Raw genomic sequence first — 19,470 nt, forward strand, 5'->3', positions numbered from 1 at the left:
ACGCCTCACCCCGCGGTGAAAGAGCAGTCGTCGTAGACGAGGTTGCCGGTGCTGGTCTTCTCGTTGGTGGAGTAGATCTGCGGGATCATCCGCTCCCCCGAGCGTAGGGCGGTGGAGGTGACGGAGACGAGCGTCCAGGCACCGGTCGGCAGGGTGGCGATCACGGTGCTGTCCAGGTGGGTGACGGAACCGAAGTTCTGCGTGTACTCCAGGAATCGGATCTGCACGTTCAGGCCGGCTCCGGTCGGCTGGACATAACAGCTCGCGGTGTAGCTGGTGCCGGCGACGGAATTGTTGACCGCGGTGTTCTGCGTTAGCCCGACCAAGGACGCCGTCGCCGACGTCGCGGCCACCTGCAAAGCAAACGCACCGCCGTGGACCGGGCTGCCCACCCGGGTCAGCGTGCCCTGCGTGAAGGCCGCCCAACCGCCGTTACCCGACTCGAACCCCGGGTCCGGCAGAAGCTGCGGACCCCCGGCGGGCGCGACGGGCGTGGCCGTCACCACCGGACTCGCCGGTCCGGTCCCGACGCTATTGACCGCACTCACCTGGAAGTCGTAGCCCGTGCCATCCGCCAGCCCGGTCACCGTGGCACTGGGCGTGGTCGAAGCCGGGTGCGCGAACGTGGACCACGTGACAGAACCCGTCGTGCGGTACTGCACCACGTAGTCGCTGATCGCAGCACCACCGGTCGACGACGGCGCGGACCACGACAACGCCACGCTCCCGTCACCGGCCACCGCGCTCAGGCCCGTCGGCGCCCCCGGCACCGTCGGCGGCGGAGGCGGTGGAGGAGTCCCGGCGGTGAGGGAGCAGTCGTCGTAGACGAGGTTGCCCGTGCTGGTCTTCTCGTTGGTGGAGTAGATCTGCGGGATCATCCGCTCGCCGGACCGCAGGGCGGTGGAGGTGACGGACACGAGCGTCCAAGTGCCGGTCGGCAGGGTGGCGATCACGGTGCTGTCCAGGTGGGTGACGGAACCGAAGTTCTGCGTGTACTCCAGGAACCGGATCTGCACGTTCAGGTTCGCCCCTGTGGGCTGGACATAACAGCTCGCCGTGTAGCTGGTGCCGGCGACGGAGTTGTTGACCGCGGTGTTCTGCGTCAGCCCCACCAGCGACGCCGTCGCCGAGGTCGCGGCCACCTGCAAAGCAAACGCACCGCCGTGGACCGGGCTCCCCACCCGGGTCAGCGTCCCTTGGGTGAACGCCGCCCAACCACCATTGCCCGACTCGAACCCCGGGTCCGGCAGAAGCTGCGGACCCGTGGCAGGCGCGACGGGCGTGGCCGTGACCACCGGACTCGCCGGTCCGGTCCCGACACTGTTGACCGCACTCACCTGGAAGTCGTACCCGGTGCCGTCCACCAGCCCCGTGACCGTAGCGCTCGGCGTCGTGGAGACCGGATGCGCGAACGTCGACCAGGTCGTCGAACCGGTCGTGCGGTACTGCACCACATAGTCGCTGATCGCAGCACCACCGGTCGACGACGGCGCCGACCACGACAACGCCACACTCCCATCGCCGGCCACCGCGCTCAGGCCCGTCGGCGCCCCCGGCACGGTCGGCGGAGGCGGCGGCGTGCCGGGGGCGAGGTTGAAGGGGTCGGGAGCGCCGGTGGTGCCGTTGACGATGTCCGGCGTGGAGCTGTCGGCGGCGTGGGCGAGCAACGGCGTGAGACCGAGGATTCGCTGGGTCGCCGCGAGCAGCCCGAAGTCGTTCATGTAGCCGGAGTAGCTGTAGTGCGGGACGTACCGGCCGACGATCCACGTGCTCACCTGGCACGATGTCGCGTTGACGCTGATGGCGGGATCCGCGCAGTTCTGTCCGGCGGCCCCGTCTCCGGGAGCCGACCCGTGGGTGTATCCCTCGTCGTAGGTCACGACCACCACGAGATTGCCGCTCTGGTAGTCGGGGCCGCTCTGGATCAGCGCCAGCATCCGCGAGAGGTACGCGTCGATGTTGCCGATCTGGCTGGTCCCGCCGGCGACCGTCACCCCGCCGACGCTGACCGGGTCGTGGCCGTTCTCGATGTCGTTGGGCTGGATGAACGAGAAGCGCGGCAGCGTACCGCCGGCCACGTCGCCGTAGAGGGCGCCCTGTCCGTTCGCCCAATCGCCGGAGGGGACGTCCTGAGACCCGCAGGCGATCCCGTTGAAGTACGCGGCCGGATTGTGCCTGACCACGTACTTCATGTAGGTCGAACTCCCCACGGTCGCGTAGGGCGTGGCATCCGACATCCTGCAGTTGGCGGGCATGTCGTCGGCGTAGCTCTTCCAGCCGCCGGTTCCGAACGCCGACTCCACCTGCGAGAAGAGGGAGGGAACCGAGCTGTCGAAATGGCCGCCGCCGAAGGCGCAGGACGACGACGTGCTGTCCGGCGCGCAGTCCGACAAGGTGAAGCGGGCCACAGGGTCGGTTGCGGCGTTGAGGCCGGACACCTGCCCCGCGTAGTTGCCCTCCGAGGGGTGTGTGATGCTGTGCATCGCCGTCGTCGCGAAGGTGCCGCACTGCCCGGTGAGGGTCCCGTTCTGGAACGGCGCGTCGGGAGAGGAGCTGACGGCGGAGGCGGACTCGTTCTCGAGGTCGATGAATGCGACTTTGGTGGGTCCCGTGGCGGGCTGGCTGGATTGCGGCCCCTGGCAATATGTGCCGCTGGGCAGCGGTGCGGTCGCGGCGGTCCCGGGCTCCGCGCCGGCGAGGACACCGAGCGCGGCCGCCGTGATCACCGACGAGACGAGCGCAAGCGTGCGAAACCCGCGAGTGCGCCGTCGGCAGGTTGCCCCGAGCACAACTGAGGATACGTCACGTCATGGTGTTGTGGCAATCGCTCGGGGCCATCGGGGTGCGGTCGGACCCGCCCGTCACCTCACGTGGCTCAACCCGCCGGCAGCGGCGATCCCGCCGACGACGGCCTCCGCGACCGCCAGAGCACCCAACAGGACCCAGACAGCAAGCAACCCCCGCCCCTGCGGCGGCTCGCTGTCGTCTGCCACGTATCACTCCCCCAAGGATCTCGTCTGCATTCGCAGGATAGACCCTGGTGTCTACTGTCCGCAGGTCGTCGGCGCACCCAAAACGGGTGGGGTCCGCGCCTGCCCCGGGGACGCGCCGTGCGTCTCCGGGGCAGGACCGGTCTCGGAATCAGGCGTTGGTGAGCACGACGCGGAAGCGCGCCTTCCCCGACATCATCCGGTCGAATCCCTCGGCCGCGTTCTCGAGCGGGTAGGTCTCGATCATCGGGCGCACGCCGGTGCGTGCGGCGAAGCGCAGCGTGTCCTCGGAGTCCTTCGCGGTGCCGGAGGCGTGGCCGGCGACGCCACGGCTGCCGAGGACGAGGTCCACCGCATTGACCTGCAGCGGCTGCTGCGGCACCCCGAGGACGATCAGGCGGCCGCGGGCGTCCAGGCCGGGGACGGTCGCCGCCATGGCGTCGGCGTCGGTGACCGTGGCGATGACGAGGTCGGCGCCGCCCAGCTTGGTGAGCTCCTCCGCGACATCGGCGGTGGTGCTGTCGATGTAGTGGTCGGCGCCGAGCTCGCGCGCGAACGGCTCCTTCTCGCTTCCGCGCGCGATGGCGATGGTCTCGAAGCCCAGCTTGGAGGCGAACTGGACACCGAGGTGGCCCAGGCCGCCGAGCCCGACCACGGCGACGCGGTCGCCGGGGCGGACGCCGCTGGAGCGGATCGCATTGAAGGTCGTCACTCCGGCGCACAGCAGGGGTGCGGCCTCCTCGAAGCTCAGAGCGTCCGGGATCGCGGCGAGCGCGTCCGCCGGTGCGACGAGGTACTCGGCGTAGCCGCCGTCGACGGTCAGGCCGGTGACCTTCCCGACGCTGCAGGAGACGAAGTCGCCCCGCCGGCACGCGTCGCACTCGAAGCAGGCGCCGCCGAACCAGCCGACGCCGACCCGCTGGCCGGGCTCCCACCGGGTGACGCCCTCCCCCAGCGTCTCGACGGTGCCGGCCACCTCGTGGCCGGGCACGCGCGGGTAGGCGGAGGACATCCCCGCGCCGGGCATCGCGTCGCTGTGGCAGATGCCGTTCGCCGCGACCTTCACCAGGACGTGGCCGCGAGGGACCTCCGGGATCGCCTTCTCGACCAGCGTGAACTCGGCACCGGGAGCATCGATCTGAACTGCGCGCATGAAACGGTTCCTTTCCAGGGTTTTTCGGTTGGTCAGCGGACGATCTTGAAGTTGAACTCGGCCGTTCCGAGCGCGCCCCACAGGCGCAGCCACACCGGCAGGAGCATCTCGGTGCCGCGGGCGGTGGACAGGTCGCCGAGGTCGATGATGTCGGCGTGGCCGAACTGCTCCAGCAGGCCGGTGACAACCTGCTTGGCCTCGGCATCGTCACCCGAGACGAACACGGTGCTGGACTCCGGGAGGCGCCCAGGGTCCGCCATCAGGTCGGCGTTGAGGGTGTTCAGCGACTTGACCACGCGGGCGGTGGGGAACGCGTCCTGGATCTGCTCGCCGAGCGAGGAAGTGTCCTTCACGAACAGGGTCGGCGGCATCCCGGCGCTGAAGTCGAGCGGGTTGGCGATGTCGAGGATGATCGTGCCGGCGCGGTCGCTGGCTCCGGCGAGGCGGAGGGCCTCGATCGACGCGCTGCCGTTGGTGGCGTTGACGATCAGCTCGGCGCCGCGGGCGGCGTCGCCGAACGCGGCGACGCGGATGCCGGGGTTCTCGGCGGCCCAGGTGCCGAATCCGGGTGCGCCCATGGCGTCCGGCTCGGTGCGGGCGAGGGTGACCTCGGGGTCGCGTGTTCCGATGGTGACGTCGTGGCCGAGCTGGGCCAGGCGCGCGGCGAGGGTGCGGCCGACCATTCCGGTGCCGATGACTGCGATGTTCATGTATCTCCTAGTGCGTTGGGTGGAGCGGGTTTTTCAGCGGGTGAGGATCTTGAAGCCGACGCCGCGGCCCATGCCCTGGCCGAACGCGAGCGCGAACCAGAGGTAGGCCATGCTGTCGACGATCCCGACGGCGTCGGTGTCGCCGACCCGGATCGGGCGGAGGCCGGTCGCCTGGATGAGCGACTCGGCGACCTCGGCTCCGGCGCCCGCCGGGCCGCAGTAGAGCAGGTCGCCGACGATGTCGCCGTAGTGCGGGTCGGCGAAGTTCTCCCAGCCGAGACTGTTGAACGCCCGGTAGAGCCGTGCGTCGGGCGCGTGGGCGCCCAGGAGCTCCAGGCTGTTCATTACGGCGGCTCCGACCGAGTTCGTCGCATCGATCACGACCTTGCCGCCGAGGCGCGGCCCGTGTGCCGGAACGGCTTCGGCCATGGCGGCGCCGTTGATGGCCCACACCACGGCGTCGGACGCGTCGATGGCGTCCTCGATGCTCGCGAGCCGCGCGCCGGTCTGCTGCGCGAGTTCCGCGACCTCGGCGCGGCCGGGGTCGCGGGTTCCGATGACGACCGTGTGGCCGGCCTCGGCGAAGCGGGCCGCCAGCGTGCGGCCGATGATGCCGGTGCCGATCACGGCGACGGCGATGGAGCTGGTCATGGGTGACTCCTCCTTCTCTGACGTTTTTTCTCTGGCGTTACGGCTTCTCGGCGTTTCGACTCGAGTCGGGCTCAGACGATCTGGACGCCGCCGTCGACGTCGAGCACGGTACCGGTGACGAACGTGTTGGTCATCAGGAACAGTGCAGCTGTCGCCACATCCTCAGGAAGCCCGGCGCGGCCGGCCGGAACGGTGGCGGCGTAGCCCGCGAGCATCCCGTCGCGGATCTCGTCGGGGAGGCCGGCGTAGGCCGGGGTGTCCACCAGGCCGGGCGCGATGACGTTGACGCGGACCGGCGCGAGGTCGATGGCGTTCGCCTTGCCGAGTGCCTCGATGGCGGCGTTGATCGCGGCCATCATCGGGCGTCCCGGCGCGTGCTTCCTGCTCGCGCCGCCTCCGACGAGCGTCATCGAGCCGTCGGCCGAGATGCGCTCGGCGGCGGCGCGGATCGCGTCGTAGTATCCCCAGAACTTGGTGTCCATGAACGGGCGAGCGGCGTCGGAGCTCAGCTCACGGACGGAGCCCATCGCGCCGGGGCCGGCCGAGAGCACGAGGTGGTCGAACGCGCCCACGCGCTCGAACAGCGCCTCGATCGAGGACGTCGAGGTCAGGTCGACCTGCTCGAAGGCGAGCTGCGGGTTCGGGCTGCTCTGGTCGGCGGTGCGCGAGGCCGCGACGACCCGGGCTCCGGACGCGACGGCGTGCTCCGCGATCGCGCGACCGATTCCCGAAGTGCCGCCGATGACGACGACACGCTTGCCTGCAAGGTCGGTGCTGCTCATGGTTCTCCATTCCGGGGTGACCGCCGAATGTGACGGATCGTTCTCACACATTCTTGTGACGGATCGTTCCGTCTGTCAAACTGGAACGGCTGAGAAAACGGAAAGGCGAGCGATGACCATGCGCAGGACGGGAGAGCAGAACCGGAACGACGTGCTTCAGGTGGCGACCCGGCTCTTCTACGAGCGAGGGATCCGCGCCGTCGGCATGGACACCATCGTCAAGGAGGCGAACATGGGCAACGCGACGGTCTACCGCCAGTTCCCGAGCAAGGACGCCCTGGCCACCGCATACGTGCAAGAGCGCGCGGACGCGTGGTTCGAGCTGATGAACGCAGCGATGGAGCCACACCCCGACCCTCGCGAGAAGCTGATCGCCGTGTTCGAGACCCTCGCCGGCGAGACGGCGCGCTCCGGATACCGCGGCTGCCCGATGCTGAACACGAACACCGAGTTCCCGGAGGGCGACCACCCGGCCCACCTGGTCTCCGTCCGCCACAAGCACGCTGTGCGCGACCTCTTCCGCGACCTGGCGGCGGAGGCCGGCGCCGCCGACCCGGACAGGCTCGCCGACGACCTGCTCATCATCCTCAACGGCGCCTACGCCACGGCGGCCGTACTCGATGGGGGGAACTACGGGGCCAGGGCCGCAGACCTTGCGCGGCGGGTCATCGAGACAATGTGAAGCCGGCTGGGAGTCCCCCCGTGAAGTCACTTTGATCGCGGGGCGCTCCGCCAGCCGGTCCGCCCGCGTCGCCGAACGGGCGCTCCTGGAGGGGATCCGCCCCGTCCTGCTGCCCTCCGACTGGAGCAACCCAGTACCTACTGATCCGGCGGGATATCGATCCAGCAGGGCGCTGGCAAAGGGCCGCCTGCGACTCCCTCGATCGAACGAGCTGAAAACCTCGTGCGTTACGACAACACCATTGCGCACGGGTATAGGGATGGGCCGGCGAACTCCCACGCCGACGGCCAGTCCTTGTCGAGCTCCTTGACAAAGTCTTCGTCCCGCTTCTTCGTAGCGGTCGCATCCGCTTCGTGCTTCATCTCGAACATGATGGAGATGTACTCGACGTCGGCCGGGTCGCTGTCACGGAGCAGCGCTAACCGAGCCTCAATGTTCGGGTGTGCGATGGCAACTGGCTGCTCACCCGGAAGGGTCACCCCAGTTGTGGTGTAGTTACGTCCGGAATCTTGCGCGAAGTCGGGCTCGTGCAAGTACGCTACAAAAACTGAGCAATCTACAGGACCGCTAAGGCTCTTGCGGCGGGTTGCGCAAGACGGGGGCAGGATGGCCGAAGGCAGTGAGCAGACGCTTGGCGCTATCATTCGGCGGCTGCGAGAGGACCCGGTCCACGGTGCAGACCGGTTCAGGTCCGTCGAAGGGGCAGAAGACTCGCCCGAAACCGTCGTCGCAGGTCTGATCTACCGCTTTCGCGAGCTGACCGCCGACGAGAAGACCGACGTCACTCTTACCGTCTACGTTGGTGTCGGCGAGCTCGGCGGGGCGCTCTGGCGGCAGGAGACGTCGGCGCTCGAGCGCCTCGGTGGTCTGGCGCACAGCGCGCTGCCGGAGTTGCTAGACAGCGGCTACATTCCGCCCGACGACGTGGGCTTCCCTGGTGCAGCCTATGTACGCACCCGCCAAGTCGGACTGCTCGACCTTGACGCGGCAGCCTCTCAGCTGTCGGAGTTCTTGATGCAGCGGCCAGCGGACGCGGTGCGGCATCTTTGGCTTCTCGCCGACGCTCTTGCCGCGATCCACGATTCGCGTATCTCCCACCGCAACCTGTGGTCGGGCACGGTCGAGTTCGAGACCCCTGGTCTGCCCGAGGCCGAGGCGGACGACCCGGAGGCCCTAGCGGGCGTTCTCCGGGTGCAATTGGCGCGCTTCGAGATGAGCGGGATGCTGTCGAACCTGTTGCGTGCGCTCCGGCCGGGCCGAGCCGGTCCTGAGGCGGTGCGCGAATTCTTGCTGCGCCAGCCGGCGCGCAGCCGGGTTTTCGCCCCACCGGAGCGGCTCCGCTTCATGTTCGGTCACGAGGATCGCCCCGACGGCAACGAGTTCTCGTCCGATGTGTTCGGGCTGGGGATGATCGCGGTGGACTGGCTGTTCGGAGCCGAGATGTTCGGCACATACGCGGACTATGGAGACACCCCCTCAGTGCTTGCGCTGCAGAAGCGCATCCGCTCCGCGGTAGCGGCCAGCCGTCTTCCCCGCGAGCTACGAGAGCTGATCGCGGCAATGATCGCGGAGAATCCGCCGCGACCCACCGCGGCCGACGTAGTCGAAAAACTTGGCCGCATCTACGGGGCCGCACTGATGGAGTTTGAGGCAGGCGGCGAGGAGCAGCAACAGCGCCCCTACTTGGTGGCTTACATGCCGGGCTCGGAGCGGACCGACAAGACCCTCTTCAGGTGGGGCTATCTCTCCGAGTCGACCTCGACGCCTGACGGCGAGGCCGAACTCGCCGAGCTCATCAAGCAGGACATGCGAGGAAGCCGTGTCCTTAAGTCCGCGAGCGGGGCCGCTCCCTTCGTCTGGGACGGACTCCCCGAGCGCGCGCAAAAGGCAAAGACGGTGATCGAGGGGCGCCGCTTCGTATGGTTCCTGGAAGAGATGTTCAAGCGCCACGGTATCGGCCTGCCGAAGCACTACCCTCAGGTCCAGATCATCCGCTATGTGATCGACAAGAGCCGTATCTACCGATCCCTCGAGACGTTTCTCGCCCGGAACATGTCCCGCGTCGTCAACGAGGTGGACACCGTCAACTTCGAGCTCACAAAGCAGGCCCACGACGCGAACGTGCTGGGGCGCCCGTTGTGGGGCGCTCTGCTCGACAAGCTCGTTCCGGACGCGCCGTCGGATGACGCCACGCTCCGGCGGCGGCAGGCAATGAGTTGGTACGTGGACTACCAGGCCGCGGTGCTTCGAAGTCGGGAGTACGCCTACGAGGTAATCGACGCGTCGGTGCCGGGCCGTCCGCGGATCGCAAGCGATCAAATCGCCGAGAGGACGCGTATCAGCGAGCTCGTCGACTCGCTGACTCGAGTCGTCGTCGACAACAAGGATCGACCCGTCCTGACCGACTTCATTCGGGGAGAGCTGTACGAGCAGGATAAGGAAATCAAGGTCAGCCTCGCAGAAGAGGGCACTCGACTCCGGCAGGGGATGACGGCAACGGTCGATTCCGTCCGGGGCAACGAGATCGAGTTGAAGACGGCGCCGGGGCACTCCATCCCTTCGCATGGCTGGCTGCGCCTCGCGGACGACAACGCCACCTCAATGCAGATCCGGGCACAGCGCGCGGCGGTGGAGGAGCTTTCGCAACGGCGGGACCTCCTCGCTCAGCTCGAGCATCCAAGCAGCAGCCCACGAGGGCTGCATCGCTGGGGTGCCGACGCTGCCGGGACGCTCAGCGGTGAGGGGGCGCAGATTGTCCGGCAGATGCTCGCGCACGAAACTCTCTTCGTGGTCCAGGGGCCGCCCGGAACCGGAAAGACTACGATAACGGCCCAGGCGGTCTCTGAATTCCTGCGACGCGAACTCGGCGGCCGGGTGCTAGTTTCAGCGCAGTCCCACGACGCGTTAGACAACCTCGCCGAACGCATCCTCCAAAATTTGGAACTGAAATCAAACGGCTCGAATCGCGTACACACGGCGGTGCGCGTGGCGAGTCAGCACACCGAGCGCAGCGTCTCGCCCGGCATGAGCCGCTATCTCGAGGACGCGGCGGTCCGCGACCTGGTCGTATCTGCGAAGAGGGCCGTCCGCGACTGGCTAACTCGCCGTCAAGGCGAGAACCGCGAACTCGTGCCGATCCTCACAGAGTGGTTGGGAACGATCGATGGGCTGGCACTCGACCTGCGCTGGCGACTTCGTCGCGGGACGAATCTGGTCTTCGCCACCACGGGGGCCGCGACAGAAGCAAACCTCGTCGACCGCGGTTCGGACGAGCCCTTCGACTGGGTGATCATTGAGGAGGCCGCGCATGCCTGGCCGTCCGAACTCGCCATCGCGCTTGTCAGGGGAACACGATGGACTCTTGTCGGGGACCACGCGCAGATCGGCGCCTATGGTCGCTCCGACATCGAACGCTTTCTTGCCGATCTGATCGAGGACCAGGATCCGGAGCTGCAGGAGATGTCTCGCCAGCGGGAGACCCTTGTGGCTGGCTTCGAGCTATTCGCAGAACTCCTTCGCATGCGTCCGGACGAACCGGCGACCTGGCGGCACACACTACGCGAGCAGCGCCGGATGGACGAGCGTATCGCCGAGATAGTCTCGACCACCTTCTACAAAGAGTCCGGCGGCCTCGCCTCGCCTCACGGTCGTCGCCCGCACGGACTCAACGAGCCGGAATGGGTGACGAATCGCGCGATCGTGTGGGTCGACACCCAGACGCGAAAACGGGCGACACGACGCAACTCCAGCTGGTCGAATGACGACGAGGCCCAGGACGTGGCCCGGATCGTTCGCAAGCTTGATCGAGGACTTCGGGAGCAGGACAAGAGCGTGGTCGTGCTCACCCCGTATCGCGGGCAGATGGAAGAACTTAAGCGGAGGATGGCGGAGCACACCCAGGATATCGCCACGATCGACTCATTCCAGGGGCGCGAGGCGGACGTCGTGGTGGTGTCGCTGGTCCGCGACCAGATCGGCGATCGCGACAATCCTGCGACCAACGCGGGCCACCTCGTAGATTCCGGCCGCGCCAATGTCCTCCTGTCACGAGCTCGATCACTCCTGGTCATGGTCGGGAACCTCGAGTTATTCGAGGCCCATGCCGGGGACGAATGGGCGGAGATCGTGTCCACCATCCGACGAAACGGCGACGTGATCACCTTGGCGGAAGCAGGACTCGTATGAGCGAGGTCGTGGTCTACGCTCAGGCCGACGCGATCGGTGTGCGGCTGGAACTGGCGCCCGCAGGTGCTGCTGCGGAGCTGGAGACGCTCGTCCTCCGCGCTGTCCTAGCTGGCGTGGACGAGCTCGACAAACTAGCCGACGTCTTTGGGCTGACACCGCGCATTACGGCGGACCTCTTGGGCGACCTATGGATGTCCGGTCTGATCACTGTGGACCTTGGGATGACGAGAGAGACAATTCGGGTGTCCGAGGAAGGCCGAAGCTATCTGGCCACGGGCGCCGAGGGCCGGGGCAGCGTCCGGCGCAGCAGCGAGGTTACCACGGTCCTGCTCGAGCGGCTCACCGGCCGTGTTCTTGCGGAACGCGCGCAGAGTCGCCCGCTCGATCGGCGCATGATCGTGCCGCTCCTGGCAGGCGATCGAGATCCGCGGCAGGTACGGCTCAATGAGCTCGGCGACGCCGTCGCCCGAGGCCTCGACGCCGACCGGGGTCAAAGCTTGGAGTACCACGGGCACCAGCGGATCGAGAGCATCCGGCCGGTCCCTGTACTGCCCGAGTTGCCGGTTTCCCGCCGATATGTTCCGTTGAGGCTTGAAGTCTGGAAGGACGACGACCTGCTTCGCGTCCGGCTGGCGGAGCAGCCCATCCGCGAAGATCTGCGCGAGTACGCGGACGTACGACTGCAGGCCTTTATCCGATCAAACCCGAATCATGAGTTCGTGACCGCCCTGCGCTCGCTGGCAACGGCCGGCCACCCAGGACACATCGCCACCTTCGACGAGCAGTTCGACGAGCTCGCTCGGCTGACCAAGAGCCTCTCTGACGTCGACCAGGGGGTGCGCCAACAGGAGCACGAACGAGCTAAGAAGCTTGCGAGCGCGCTGCTCGACCGCAGCAGAGCGCAGATGGATCGCGAGATGGACGTCGAAGTCATCTCGACGGAAAGCGAGCACAGGGTCGCGATCAACAAGTTGATCGACAGCGCTGAGCGCCAACTGGTGCTCGCGGTCCCCAAGATCACGATCAAGCGAATTAACGAGTACCGGCCGAGCCTTGAACGTGCAGTGGCCCGTGGGGTGCGCGTCTTCTTCGTCTGGGGCCTCGACGGGCAGACCAGCGATCTGGACGAGCGGGTCAAGCAGGCGTTCTACGCGATCTCTCGTCATCGGCGGAGGGATGGTGGCGACGAAAGTGGCGGCGCCCGTTTCGCCACGACGCCTGCGCACATTCACGCAAAGCTGGTCATCGCCGATGACCGAAGTGCGCTCGTGACCAGCAAGAACTACCTGTCGCAGTCCGATCTTGCCGAGCTCGGAGTCGTAGTCTCGGCGCGCGACCAGGGTCGGGCGCCGACCATCGAAGAGCTTCTGGTGTGGGCCGCAGAGCTGATTCCCGACTACGGCCTGGGCCGAGGCATTCTGCGCTCTGCGACCGAGTTTGACCGGCAGGAGATCGCCTCAAACCAGGTCACACCGGCCTTCCCGCGCCTCGATAGCGAGTTGGTTAAGGCCGCGCCGGGAGACCCGCGAGTGGTGCTCTGGGCGGAAGGCTGGCGCTCGGTCGCCGCGGAAATCGCCGCTAGCATGGGCCGCCCCAGCCCTGTTGTCCGCCTATATCAGGATGATCAGCATCACGAGTTGATCCGAAGCCTCATGTCGCGTGCGAAGCAACGCATGGTCGTCACTTCGCACCGCGTCTCCGCCCAGCTCGTCCATCGGGACCTGGCCTCGCGCGCGATCGCCGCTCGCGAGCGGGGCGCGACACTGGAGTTCCTTTATGGCGAACTCTCTCAAGGGACCACTACGGCGGACCTCGAAGAGTTGTCCGACACACCCGAGCCGTCAGGCGGGGTACCGATCCGCCAACGAGAAAAAAACCACGCGAAGGTTCTCGTCGCTGACGAGGTCGCCGTGGTCGGCAGCTTCAACTACCTGAGTTTTGAGGGCGTTTCTCGCAAGCGGATGAGCAGCGAGATCAGTCTAGAGATCACATCGGCGGAAGTATCGAACCGGATCGCCGAGGCGCTGGGAGCAAGGGTCGCGCCGATCGCCGCGACTCCGGAAAGGGCCGTTCCCCGGCTCTCCTCCGCCGCCGTTGACGCGGCCGCCTCGTTCGCCGAAAACGACCGCGCGGGACTGGTAGAGGTCGGGACTTTCTCTCAGTTCGTGCGCCCGGAGCAGACGGCCGCCGTCCTAGAGGTGCTGCGACTCGCCGGGAGTGCGGAGACACTCGAGCGCTTCCTCTGGTTCCTGGCAGCAGGTGCCTCGGGGCCGACAGTTGACCGGCTCCTCGAGCTTGCCCAACTCGCAGTCGACCGCGCCGACTGGGAGGTCGCACTCGCGTTCCGGCAGGCCATTCCGACACCGACGATCCAGCCGACTGCCCGCTTCCTCGAGGTCGCCGCGGCGCCAACGGAAGAACTCGTGCTCTACCTTGAGGCAGCGGAAGGGAATGTCGGTCAGCCCGAGCACGACGCCCTGGCGGTGCATGCAGCGGCCTGCTATCTCGTCGCCGGTCGAAGCGAACTCGGCGAGGCCCTGCGCGCTATGCGCGAAGCCGCGACCCCTAGCGTCGCGGCCCTCATCGACCAGGTCCTCCGCCACGGCCACCGCTTCGGCGAGATCGATATTGCGGCCCTACGCGAGGACCGGCAGAAGCGCCGGGCCGCGGAGCTAGCCGAAGCAGGTTGGTTGGAGTTCGCCAAGACCGTAGACGACCTTCGCAACGTCAAGCAGCTGATCCATGACGGTCGGAAGACGATCGACTTCGTGTTCAGCGAGGGCCAGGAATTCGACCGTGCGCTGGAGATCATCCGCGCTCGCGAGCTGAACAGTCTCTCGGACTGGTACCGGCAATATGAGGCCGACGACCAGCGCTGGCTGGTGGATGCGGCTCACCGGGCGGGCGCGGTGGAGCTGGTCGGCAAGCTGCGGACCGGGTTCACGACCAAACGGCGGGCGACCCGCGTCGCCGCGATGAAGATCCTCGACGCGGCCGAGGCGAGCCCGTCAACCACGCGCGGTCTGCTGGATGGCGAGCGGGAATCGGCGGAAGGAATCGTGAAGTCGGCGCACGAGCTGCTGTCGGCGCATGTTGGAAGCACGGCAAGTGACGCGCTTTTCGCTCGGGCGCTTCACCAGCTCGCACTCGATCCCATCGCTGTCGATCCGCGCATCCTCGATGTTTGGCGCTTGCCGCGGTACCGTCGCCTCGTCGATACCGGTCCGGCTGATCGGGCCCGCCTCGCAGCGCTCGATCTGCTTGAGATTCGTTCACCGGAAGACGCACTAAATACGTACCTGCACGACCCCGATCTCTCCGCCGCCGCTTCGTTCATCCAGTGTCTAGATGAAAAGAACGCGGTAGACGTGGAGGTCCTGACTCGTCTGCGGCGGTCGTGGGAGCTTGAGCGCGATCGACGGGTCGAACAGCTCCAGTCGCGGGTCGCGCGTATAGCGGCGACCGCCGAGCGCCTCGGCACACCGGTCGAGGAGTTGCGGATCGGGATGGAGGCGTCTGAACCCGACGAGGACACGCTGAGCGCCGTCGAGGCCGACCTCAAACACACCGAAGAGCTCCGAGTGCAGGAGATCGCCACTGTGCTCAACTCCCGTGAGGATATAGACGACTCCCTGCGCGAGTACGTGGAGGGTCTCATCCGGATCGGCGAGTACAACACCGCCTTGGACGACGCACGGCGGCTGCACCGCGCCCCGGCATCCGACTTCGCCCCGCCGCCGGCATTCCGTTGGAACAGCCTGCGGCTGCGCGAGGTCGTCAACGGGCTCACCCGCGTCGACGAGCGGCCGCCGGGCTTCGCGGACTTCGTTCCCACCGAAGACGATTCAGAGGGCCAGCGCGTGATCACAGCGCTCGCGGCAATGGCAGCGGGAGCAGACGGGGCGATCGAGCATTACGTCGCCGCCGTGCAGGCCCTCGTGAGTCCGTCCACGCCGCAGCCGCGCATCGTCGAGGGAACGGGCGGCCCCGTCGCGAGGTTTGAGTTCCCGGCTCCCTACGGCACCTCGAGCATCAAATGGGCCGACAACTCAGTGGTCGACGTGGCGATCGGGACGTCGGAGTCCCCCGCGCTCTTCCGCCTTGCCACCGACATGGACTGGCGTCTGGCGACTGAGATGGAACGAGGGCCCTGGGGCGCGACGATCACCATCGGAGACATCCTCTCCCTCATGTATCTTCCCGACCCTGCCAACCGGCTCGACCTGCGACAACTCCGTCTGCACCGCCTGGTTGCCTCCAGATTGGACTTCGACGAGGTGCTGGGCAGAAGTGCCCAGACACCGGGCGCTTCGGCGATAAGCCCGGAGCACCTCCGCCGACTTCTCTACATCCTGGGCGTCGACCTCACTCAGGCCGAGCGGGAGGCGCTCAAAGACATGCTCGAAGAGCACCCCTACGTCTTGTGGCGCGTCGTCGAGGCGATAAAGAAGGAATCGCCCGCCGCGATTAGCTTCAGCGACAGGAGGGCGACCCCCAGCTTCGACCTGATGCTTTCTGAGTTGGTGGCGAAGGACCTCGGCTCCGCCGGGACCGTCGTGGTCCTGGCAGCCATCTCCGAATGGGGGGAACGGTCCGGCGCTACCCGCGAGGAGATCGAATACTTTGTGCGCGAGTCGGCGCAGGAGGCGACAACAGAACCGCTGCCCGTCGACCTCGAACTGGTCACGATCGAAGCCGAGCTTCAGAAGCTAACCGCCGCACGATATGTCGAACAGCTTCCCGACGGTCGCTACCGAATGATCAACAAGGCACCCTGGTATGCGCTCCGAAGGACCTTTGCGAATGACCGGTCGCGCGGGTGGTTTACGAATGCGGTCCATCGCATGCTTCGCACCGCCCGTACCGATTATGACCAGCAGTTCGACGCGGAGCTCTATCGTCATCTGCTCCACGACGTCCGCGGCATCATCGTCGACAGCGCCGGCGCGGACGAGCGCGAGGTGCAGATCGGCATCGACGATCTTAAGGACCCCGACGTCCCCGTTTCTGTCAAGGACCTGATCACGGTCGTTCAACTGCGGTTTGAGCGCCAGAAGGGGTCCCCTGACATCGAGTTCTTCATCGACGCCCCTGATGTCGACGACGCGATCAAGATCAAGGGGCCCTATGTCCTACTGTATGTGGCGCTGTGGGACGCTCTTCACAACTCCGTGAATTCGATCCGTGACTCGCGGGCGCGCGGCAGGTCGGTGGAGTCTGGCATCCACCTGGGGGTCACAGTGAGCGACTCGGCCGTCACGTTCACCGTTATAGACCGGGGCGAGGGATTTCCCGCCGAGATCCTGAACGCGTTCTCATCAGGTCGCGAGGCGCAGACGAGCGGCGCATCCGATCATGGCCACGGGCTCAAAGCTTATCGACTGCTCGCCTCCCACGCAGGCCCGGTCGAATTGGGCAACCGCGATCGGGGCGGCGCGCGCGTGCGGTTCACCGTCCCACGAGTGGATGCTGACGTCGAGATAATGCAGTTGGACTGGTCTGCGGGCGCTCATCCGCACCAGTCCTCGTAGAAGCGATGCGATAACCGGCGCATCAGCTGCAGATCGGGCGAGTCGACGGCCGCTCTCAGCCGCTCTGCTGACTCCTCCATCTGAGCAAATCGCGTCTCGTCTGCGCCAAGCATGCGCAGTTTGGTTCGGGCGCGGTGATGCATCAGGGCCGAGCGCGTGCGGTAGTGATCACGCGTGTCCTCGTCGGTCGAGGCTAGAATCCCCAGCGCCGTCGTCACGATGCCCTCCACCGCCGTGCTGTCATCGCGCGCGTGCTTGGACACGAATTCCCTGAGGTCGTACTTCAGCACCGGAGCCCCGTCGTTCACCCCGGGGCGGGCGAAACTCATCCCTAGAACCGCGACTGGCGCCTCAACGTTCATGATCTGCCTCGCGATGAGAAGCCCGCTGAAATTGCTGTCAGAGCCGCCGAGATGGTAGTCGAGGAGCACAAGGTCGATGTCTGCGACGTTCTGCTGCATCCTCTCGAACTGGTCGCGGTCGGCGACGAGATAGATCTCGATCGGGCCACGGTACCGGTCGATGAGTTCCTGCTCGAGTTCTCTACCAATATGGTCCTCGACGATGAGAACGCGCTTGGGCCGAGGCGCCGTGACCACAGCATTCGCGACTGGTGCGACCTGCGCGCCAGCGGCCGTCTGTGCGATGGCCGTCTGTGCGACCTCGTCGGCGTCGCCCTCATCGATGACCTCCGCAGCCGGCGGTAGCCCGCGCGCGTGGGCGATGTCCCATGCGATCCATAGCGTGAGTTGTGTGACAGGTCTCCGGAAGCCTCCGTCCCCCTTCCCGAGCCTCAACCTCTCGAGCTCTCGATGCTCGGTCCGCTTGGTCCAACTAAGCTCCGCGAAGTCGACGTCGCGTGAGGCGATAGCCAGGCGCCTGCCGTCCTCTCGTCGCTCGGTACCGAGCGGAAGCCGCTGGAATTCCGGCTCCTTGACGATGTTCCACGCGAGTTGGCCGAGCAGCATGACCTGCTCAGGCGCGAGGGGGAGCAACTGGTTCAGCGTCTTCTGAACCTCCGGCTGCGTCGATAACCGAACCAGCGAGTCGTACAACAGCCGCGCCGCCACCTCGATATCGACCGCGAGCGGGTCGTCGGGGTCGGGCGGAAAGTAGTGCACAGCGAGGGGATCCGTCGAGACCCGTGGCGTCCTCGCGTTGCTCTTCGTCCAAGGTATCGCGAGTCCGTGACCGGTCTTCAGCTCATCGAGATAGCTCGCGATCGCGCTGACCGTGCGGCCGAGTGCACCGTCCTGGGGGATCTGTCGCTCTTGCAGAAAGCGGGCGAGACGCACCGGGAACTGGTCATCTCGCCGGCTCCGCATGGCACTCCTCATGTCGAGATTCTTTCAAGACTGGCGTCCTCAGTAAACACCACCTCCGCGCGACCTCGTTGGATGCCGCTCTCGGCGTCGGCAGGCAGGCCGGGCAGAGCGGGCAGCGATCACGTCTGGCTGCCTGATCCTGCCCACGCCCAATATCTGATGAGCAGCACCGTCCGCCCAGAAGATACGGAGCACGAATTGACCAGCATCAGCCACACCGCCCGCCGGGATTCCGGCCAGGCGTCGATCGGCCGCAGCCGTTCCCGTCGCCGCGGTCCTGTTACCATCGAGCGCCATGCGGTCGCGATCTGCCGCTCCTCCGGGAAGCGCCGCTACCGCGACGCGCACCAGGCGCGCGATGCCCTGCGCAGCGCGCAGTGGACGGGAGCGCACCAGCTCGCCGTCTACGGTGAGACCAAGCGGCACGAGACGCGCTTCTACCGCTGCGCTGAGGGCTGCGGCGGATTTCACCTTACGTCTGCCGCGGAGGTCCGGGTCGTTCCACCGACCGCCGAGGCCAACCGGACCGCCCTTGAGGCGATCGCAGTCGTCCACTCCGCCGCGCTCGCGGCCTGGGCGGGGTGGACGCCGTGAAGAAGATCCTCGGCTTCGTCCTCGTCGTCGCTCTGCTGGGCGCCGTCGCCTACCTCGAGCGCGACACGCTCACCGCGCTGGAGGCGCACCTCACAGGCGCCCCCGCCCCGACGCCGAGCACGACGCATTCCCTCGTCACTCTCGGTGTTGCACCCGCTCCGCGGCTCCGTTTCGAGCTCATCGACCCGACCACGTCGACGAACGCCTCGTTCCGCCAGGCCATGAAGGCCGACACCATCTCGGCTGTCGGCCGAGTCGTCCCACCGAAGCCAGCAGACGTCCGAGGCGGCGTCCGCGCCGTTGTCGGCGTGCAGCTGACGGTGCGGCTCGTGTCGACTGACTCCTTGTCCTCGGACGCCCCGAACTACGCGGTCGCAATCCCAAGCGTTCCGGCTCTGCCGGCCCGGCCGGACCCGACGGCGCCGGGTGCCCTCGACCCCGAGGGGCCGCTCGACAGCTGGCAGAAGGCCGAAAAGAGCTGGTCAGCGTATTACGACGAGGCGCTGGCCGCACAGAGCGCCGCGGCCGTGACGCTGCAGAGCGTTCCCGTGGATGCCGCGAACTCGGTCCTGAGCGGTATCACGGCCGGGACTGCTGCGCTCGCACTCCTCGCGCCCGCTCAGGGAGACGTCGCCTTCGCCGTCCTCTCAGACCTCGACGAAAATCGCCCCCGGCAGGCCGCGAACTTCAACGGACACCCGGTCCTCGTCGTCCAGCCGGACCCGGCAGGCGACGAGTCTCGCTGGGACACGCTCTACGCCTCCTTCCGCTCGTGGGCCCAGACGGGCGGTGCGGGTGACATTACCCGTGTGCGCCCCGAGGCCGCCGTCTCCGCTCTCAACACCTTCATCGATGGGAAGTGACCAC

12 protein-coding genes are annotated in these 19,470 nt (G+C 66.9%); 5 read left to right on the forward strand and 7 right to left on the reverse strand.

Annotated features, from left to right (window positions below):
• Positions 1 to 5: 5 nt before the first annotated feature.
• The 5 genes from ABIA36_RS02235 to ABIA36_RS02255 all read right to left on the reverse strand — a co-directional run bounded on the left by ABIA36_RS02235 (position 6) and on the right by ABIA36_RS02255 (position 6,286).
• Entirely contained in the window at positions 6 to 2,726 is a 2,721-nt protein-coding gene (locus tag ABIA36_RS02235) for a fibronectin type III domain-containing protein (protein WP_369960647.1), read from the reverse strand.
• Between the two features lie 415 nt (positions 2,727 to 3,141).
• On the reverse strand, positions 3,142 to 4,143 hold the full coding sequence (locus ABIA36_RS02240; RefSeq protein ID WP_369960648.1) for an alcohol dehydrogenase catalytic domain-containing protein: 1,002 nt from the start codon (positions 4,141 to 4,143) through the stop codon (positions 3,142 to 3,144).
• A gap of 32 nt (positions 4,144 to 4,175) precedes the next feature.
• Positions 4,176 to 4,853, reverse strand: a complete 678-nt coding sequence (locus ABIA36_RS02245; RefSeq protein ID WP_369960649.1) for an NADPH-dependent F420 reductase — start codon at positions 4,851 to 4,853, stop codon at positions 4,176 to 4,178.
• Between the two features lie 33 nt (positions 4,854 to 4,886).
• Positions 4,887 to 5,504, reverse strand: coding sequence for an NADPH-dependent F420 reductase (locus tag ABIA36_RS02250; protein WP_369960650.1), 618 nt, complete (start codon positions 5,502 to 5,504; stop codon positions 4,887 to 4,889).
• A 71-nt stretch (positions 5,505 to 5,575) separates the two neighbouring features.
• Complete coding sequence (locus ABIA36_RS02255; protein WP_369960651.1) at positions 5,576 to 6,286, reverse strand: SDR family oxidoreductase; 711 nt, start codon at positions 6,284 to 6,286, stop codon at positions 5,576 to 5,578.
• A 112-nt stretch (positions 6,287 to 6,398) separates the two neighbouring features.
• Here ABIA36_RS02255 and ABIA36_RS02260 point away from each other — a divergent pair, with 112 nt between their 5' ends.
• On the forward strand, positions 6,399 to 6,968 hold the full coding sequence (locus ABIA36_RS02260) for a TetR/AcrR family transcriptional regulator (protein ID WP_369960652.1): 570 nt from the start codon (positions 6,399 to 6,401) through the stop codon (positions 6,966 to 6,968).
• A gap of 227 nt (positions 6,969 to 7,195) precedes the next feature.
• On the opposite strand, the gene ABIA36_RS02265 is transcribed toward ABIA36_RS02260, so the two are convergent.
• On the reverse strand, positions 7,196 to 7,501 hold the full coding sequence (locus ABIA36_RS02265; RefSeq protein ID WP_369960653.1) for a DUF2130 domain-containing protein: 306 nt from the start codon (positions 7,499 to 7,501) through the stop codon (positions 7,196 to 7,198).
• Between the two features lie 73 nt (positions 7,502 to 7,574).
• Here ABIA36_RS02265 and ABIA36_RS02270 point away from each other — a divergent pair, with 73 nt between their 5' ends.
• Positions 7,575 to 11,153: an AAA domain-containing protein gene (locus ABIA36_RS02270; RefSeq protein ID WP_369960654.1), complete on the forward strand. Its 3,579-nt coding sequence runs from the start codon at positions 7,575 to 7,577 to the stop codon at positions 11,151 to 11,153.
• Positions 11,150 to 16,684, forward strand: coding sequence for an ATP-binding protein (locus tag ABIA36_RS02275; protein ID WP_369960655.1), 5,535 nt, complete (start codon positions 11,150 to 11,152; stop codon positions 16,682 to 16,684). Before ABIA36_RS02270 ends, ABIA36_RS02275 begins: the two co-directional genes overlap by 4 nt.
• Here ABIA36_RS02275 and ABIA36_RS02280 read toward each other — a convergent pair.
• Positions 16,663 to 18,021 (reverse strand): hypothetical protein, encoded by a 1,359-nt coding sequence (locus ABIA36_RS02280; RefSeq protein ID WP_369960656.1) that lies wholly within the window; start codon positions 18,019 to 18,021, stop codon positions 16,663 to 16,665. The genes ABIA36_RS02275 and ABIA36_RS02280 overlap by 22 nt on opposite strands.
• A 186-nt stretch (positions 18,022 to 18,207) precedes the next feature.
• Here ABIA36_RS02280 and ABIA36_RS02285 point away from each other — a divergent pair, with 186 nt between their 5' ends.
• Together ABIA36_RS02285 and ABIA36_RS02290 are read left to right on the forward strand one after the other, a co-directional pair.
• Positions 18,208 to 18,603, forward strand: coding sequence for a hypothetical protein (locus ABIA36_RS02285; protein WP_369960657.1), 396 nt, complete (start codon positions 18,208 to 18,210; stop codon positions 18,601 to 18,603).
• On the forward strand, positions 18,600 to 19,466 hold the full coding sequence (locus ABIA36_RS02290; RefSeq protein WP_369960658.1) for a hypothetical protein: 867 nt from the start codon (positions 18,600 to 18,602) through the stop codon (positions 19,464 to 19,466). Before ABIA36_RS02285 ends, ABIA36_RS02290 begins: the two co-directional genes overlap by 4 nt.
• The last annotated feature ends 4 nt before the right edge of the window (positions 19,467 to 19,470 follow it).

Source organism: Leifsonia sp. EB34 (genome assembly GCF_041260585.1).
Classification (GTDB): Bacteria; Actinomycetota; Actinomycetes; order Actinomycetales; family Microbacteriaceae; genus Leifsonia.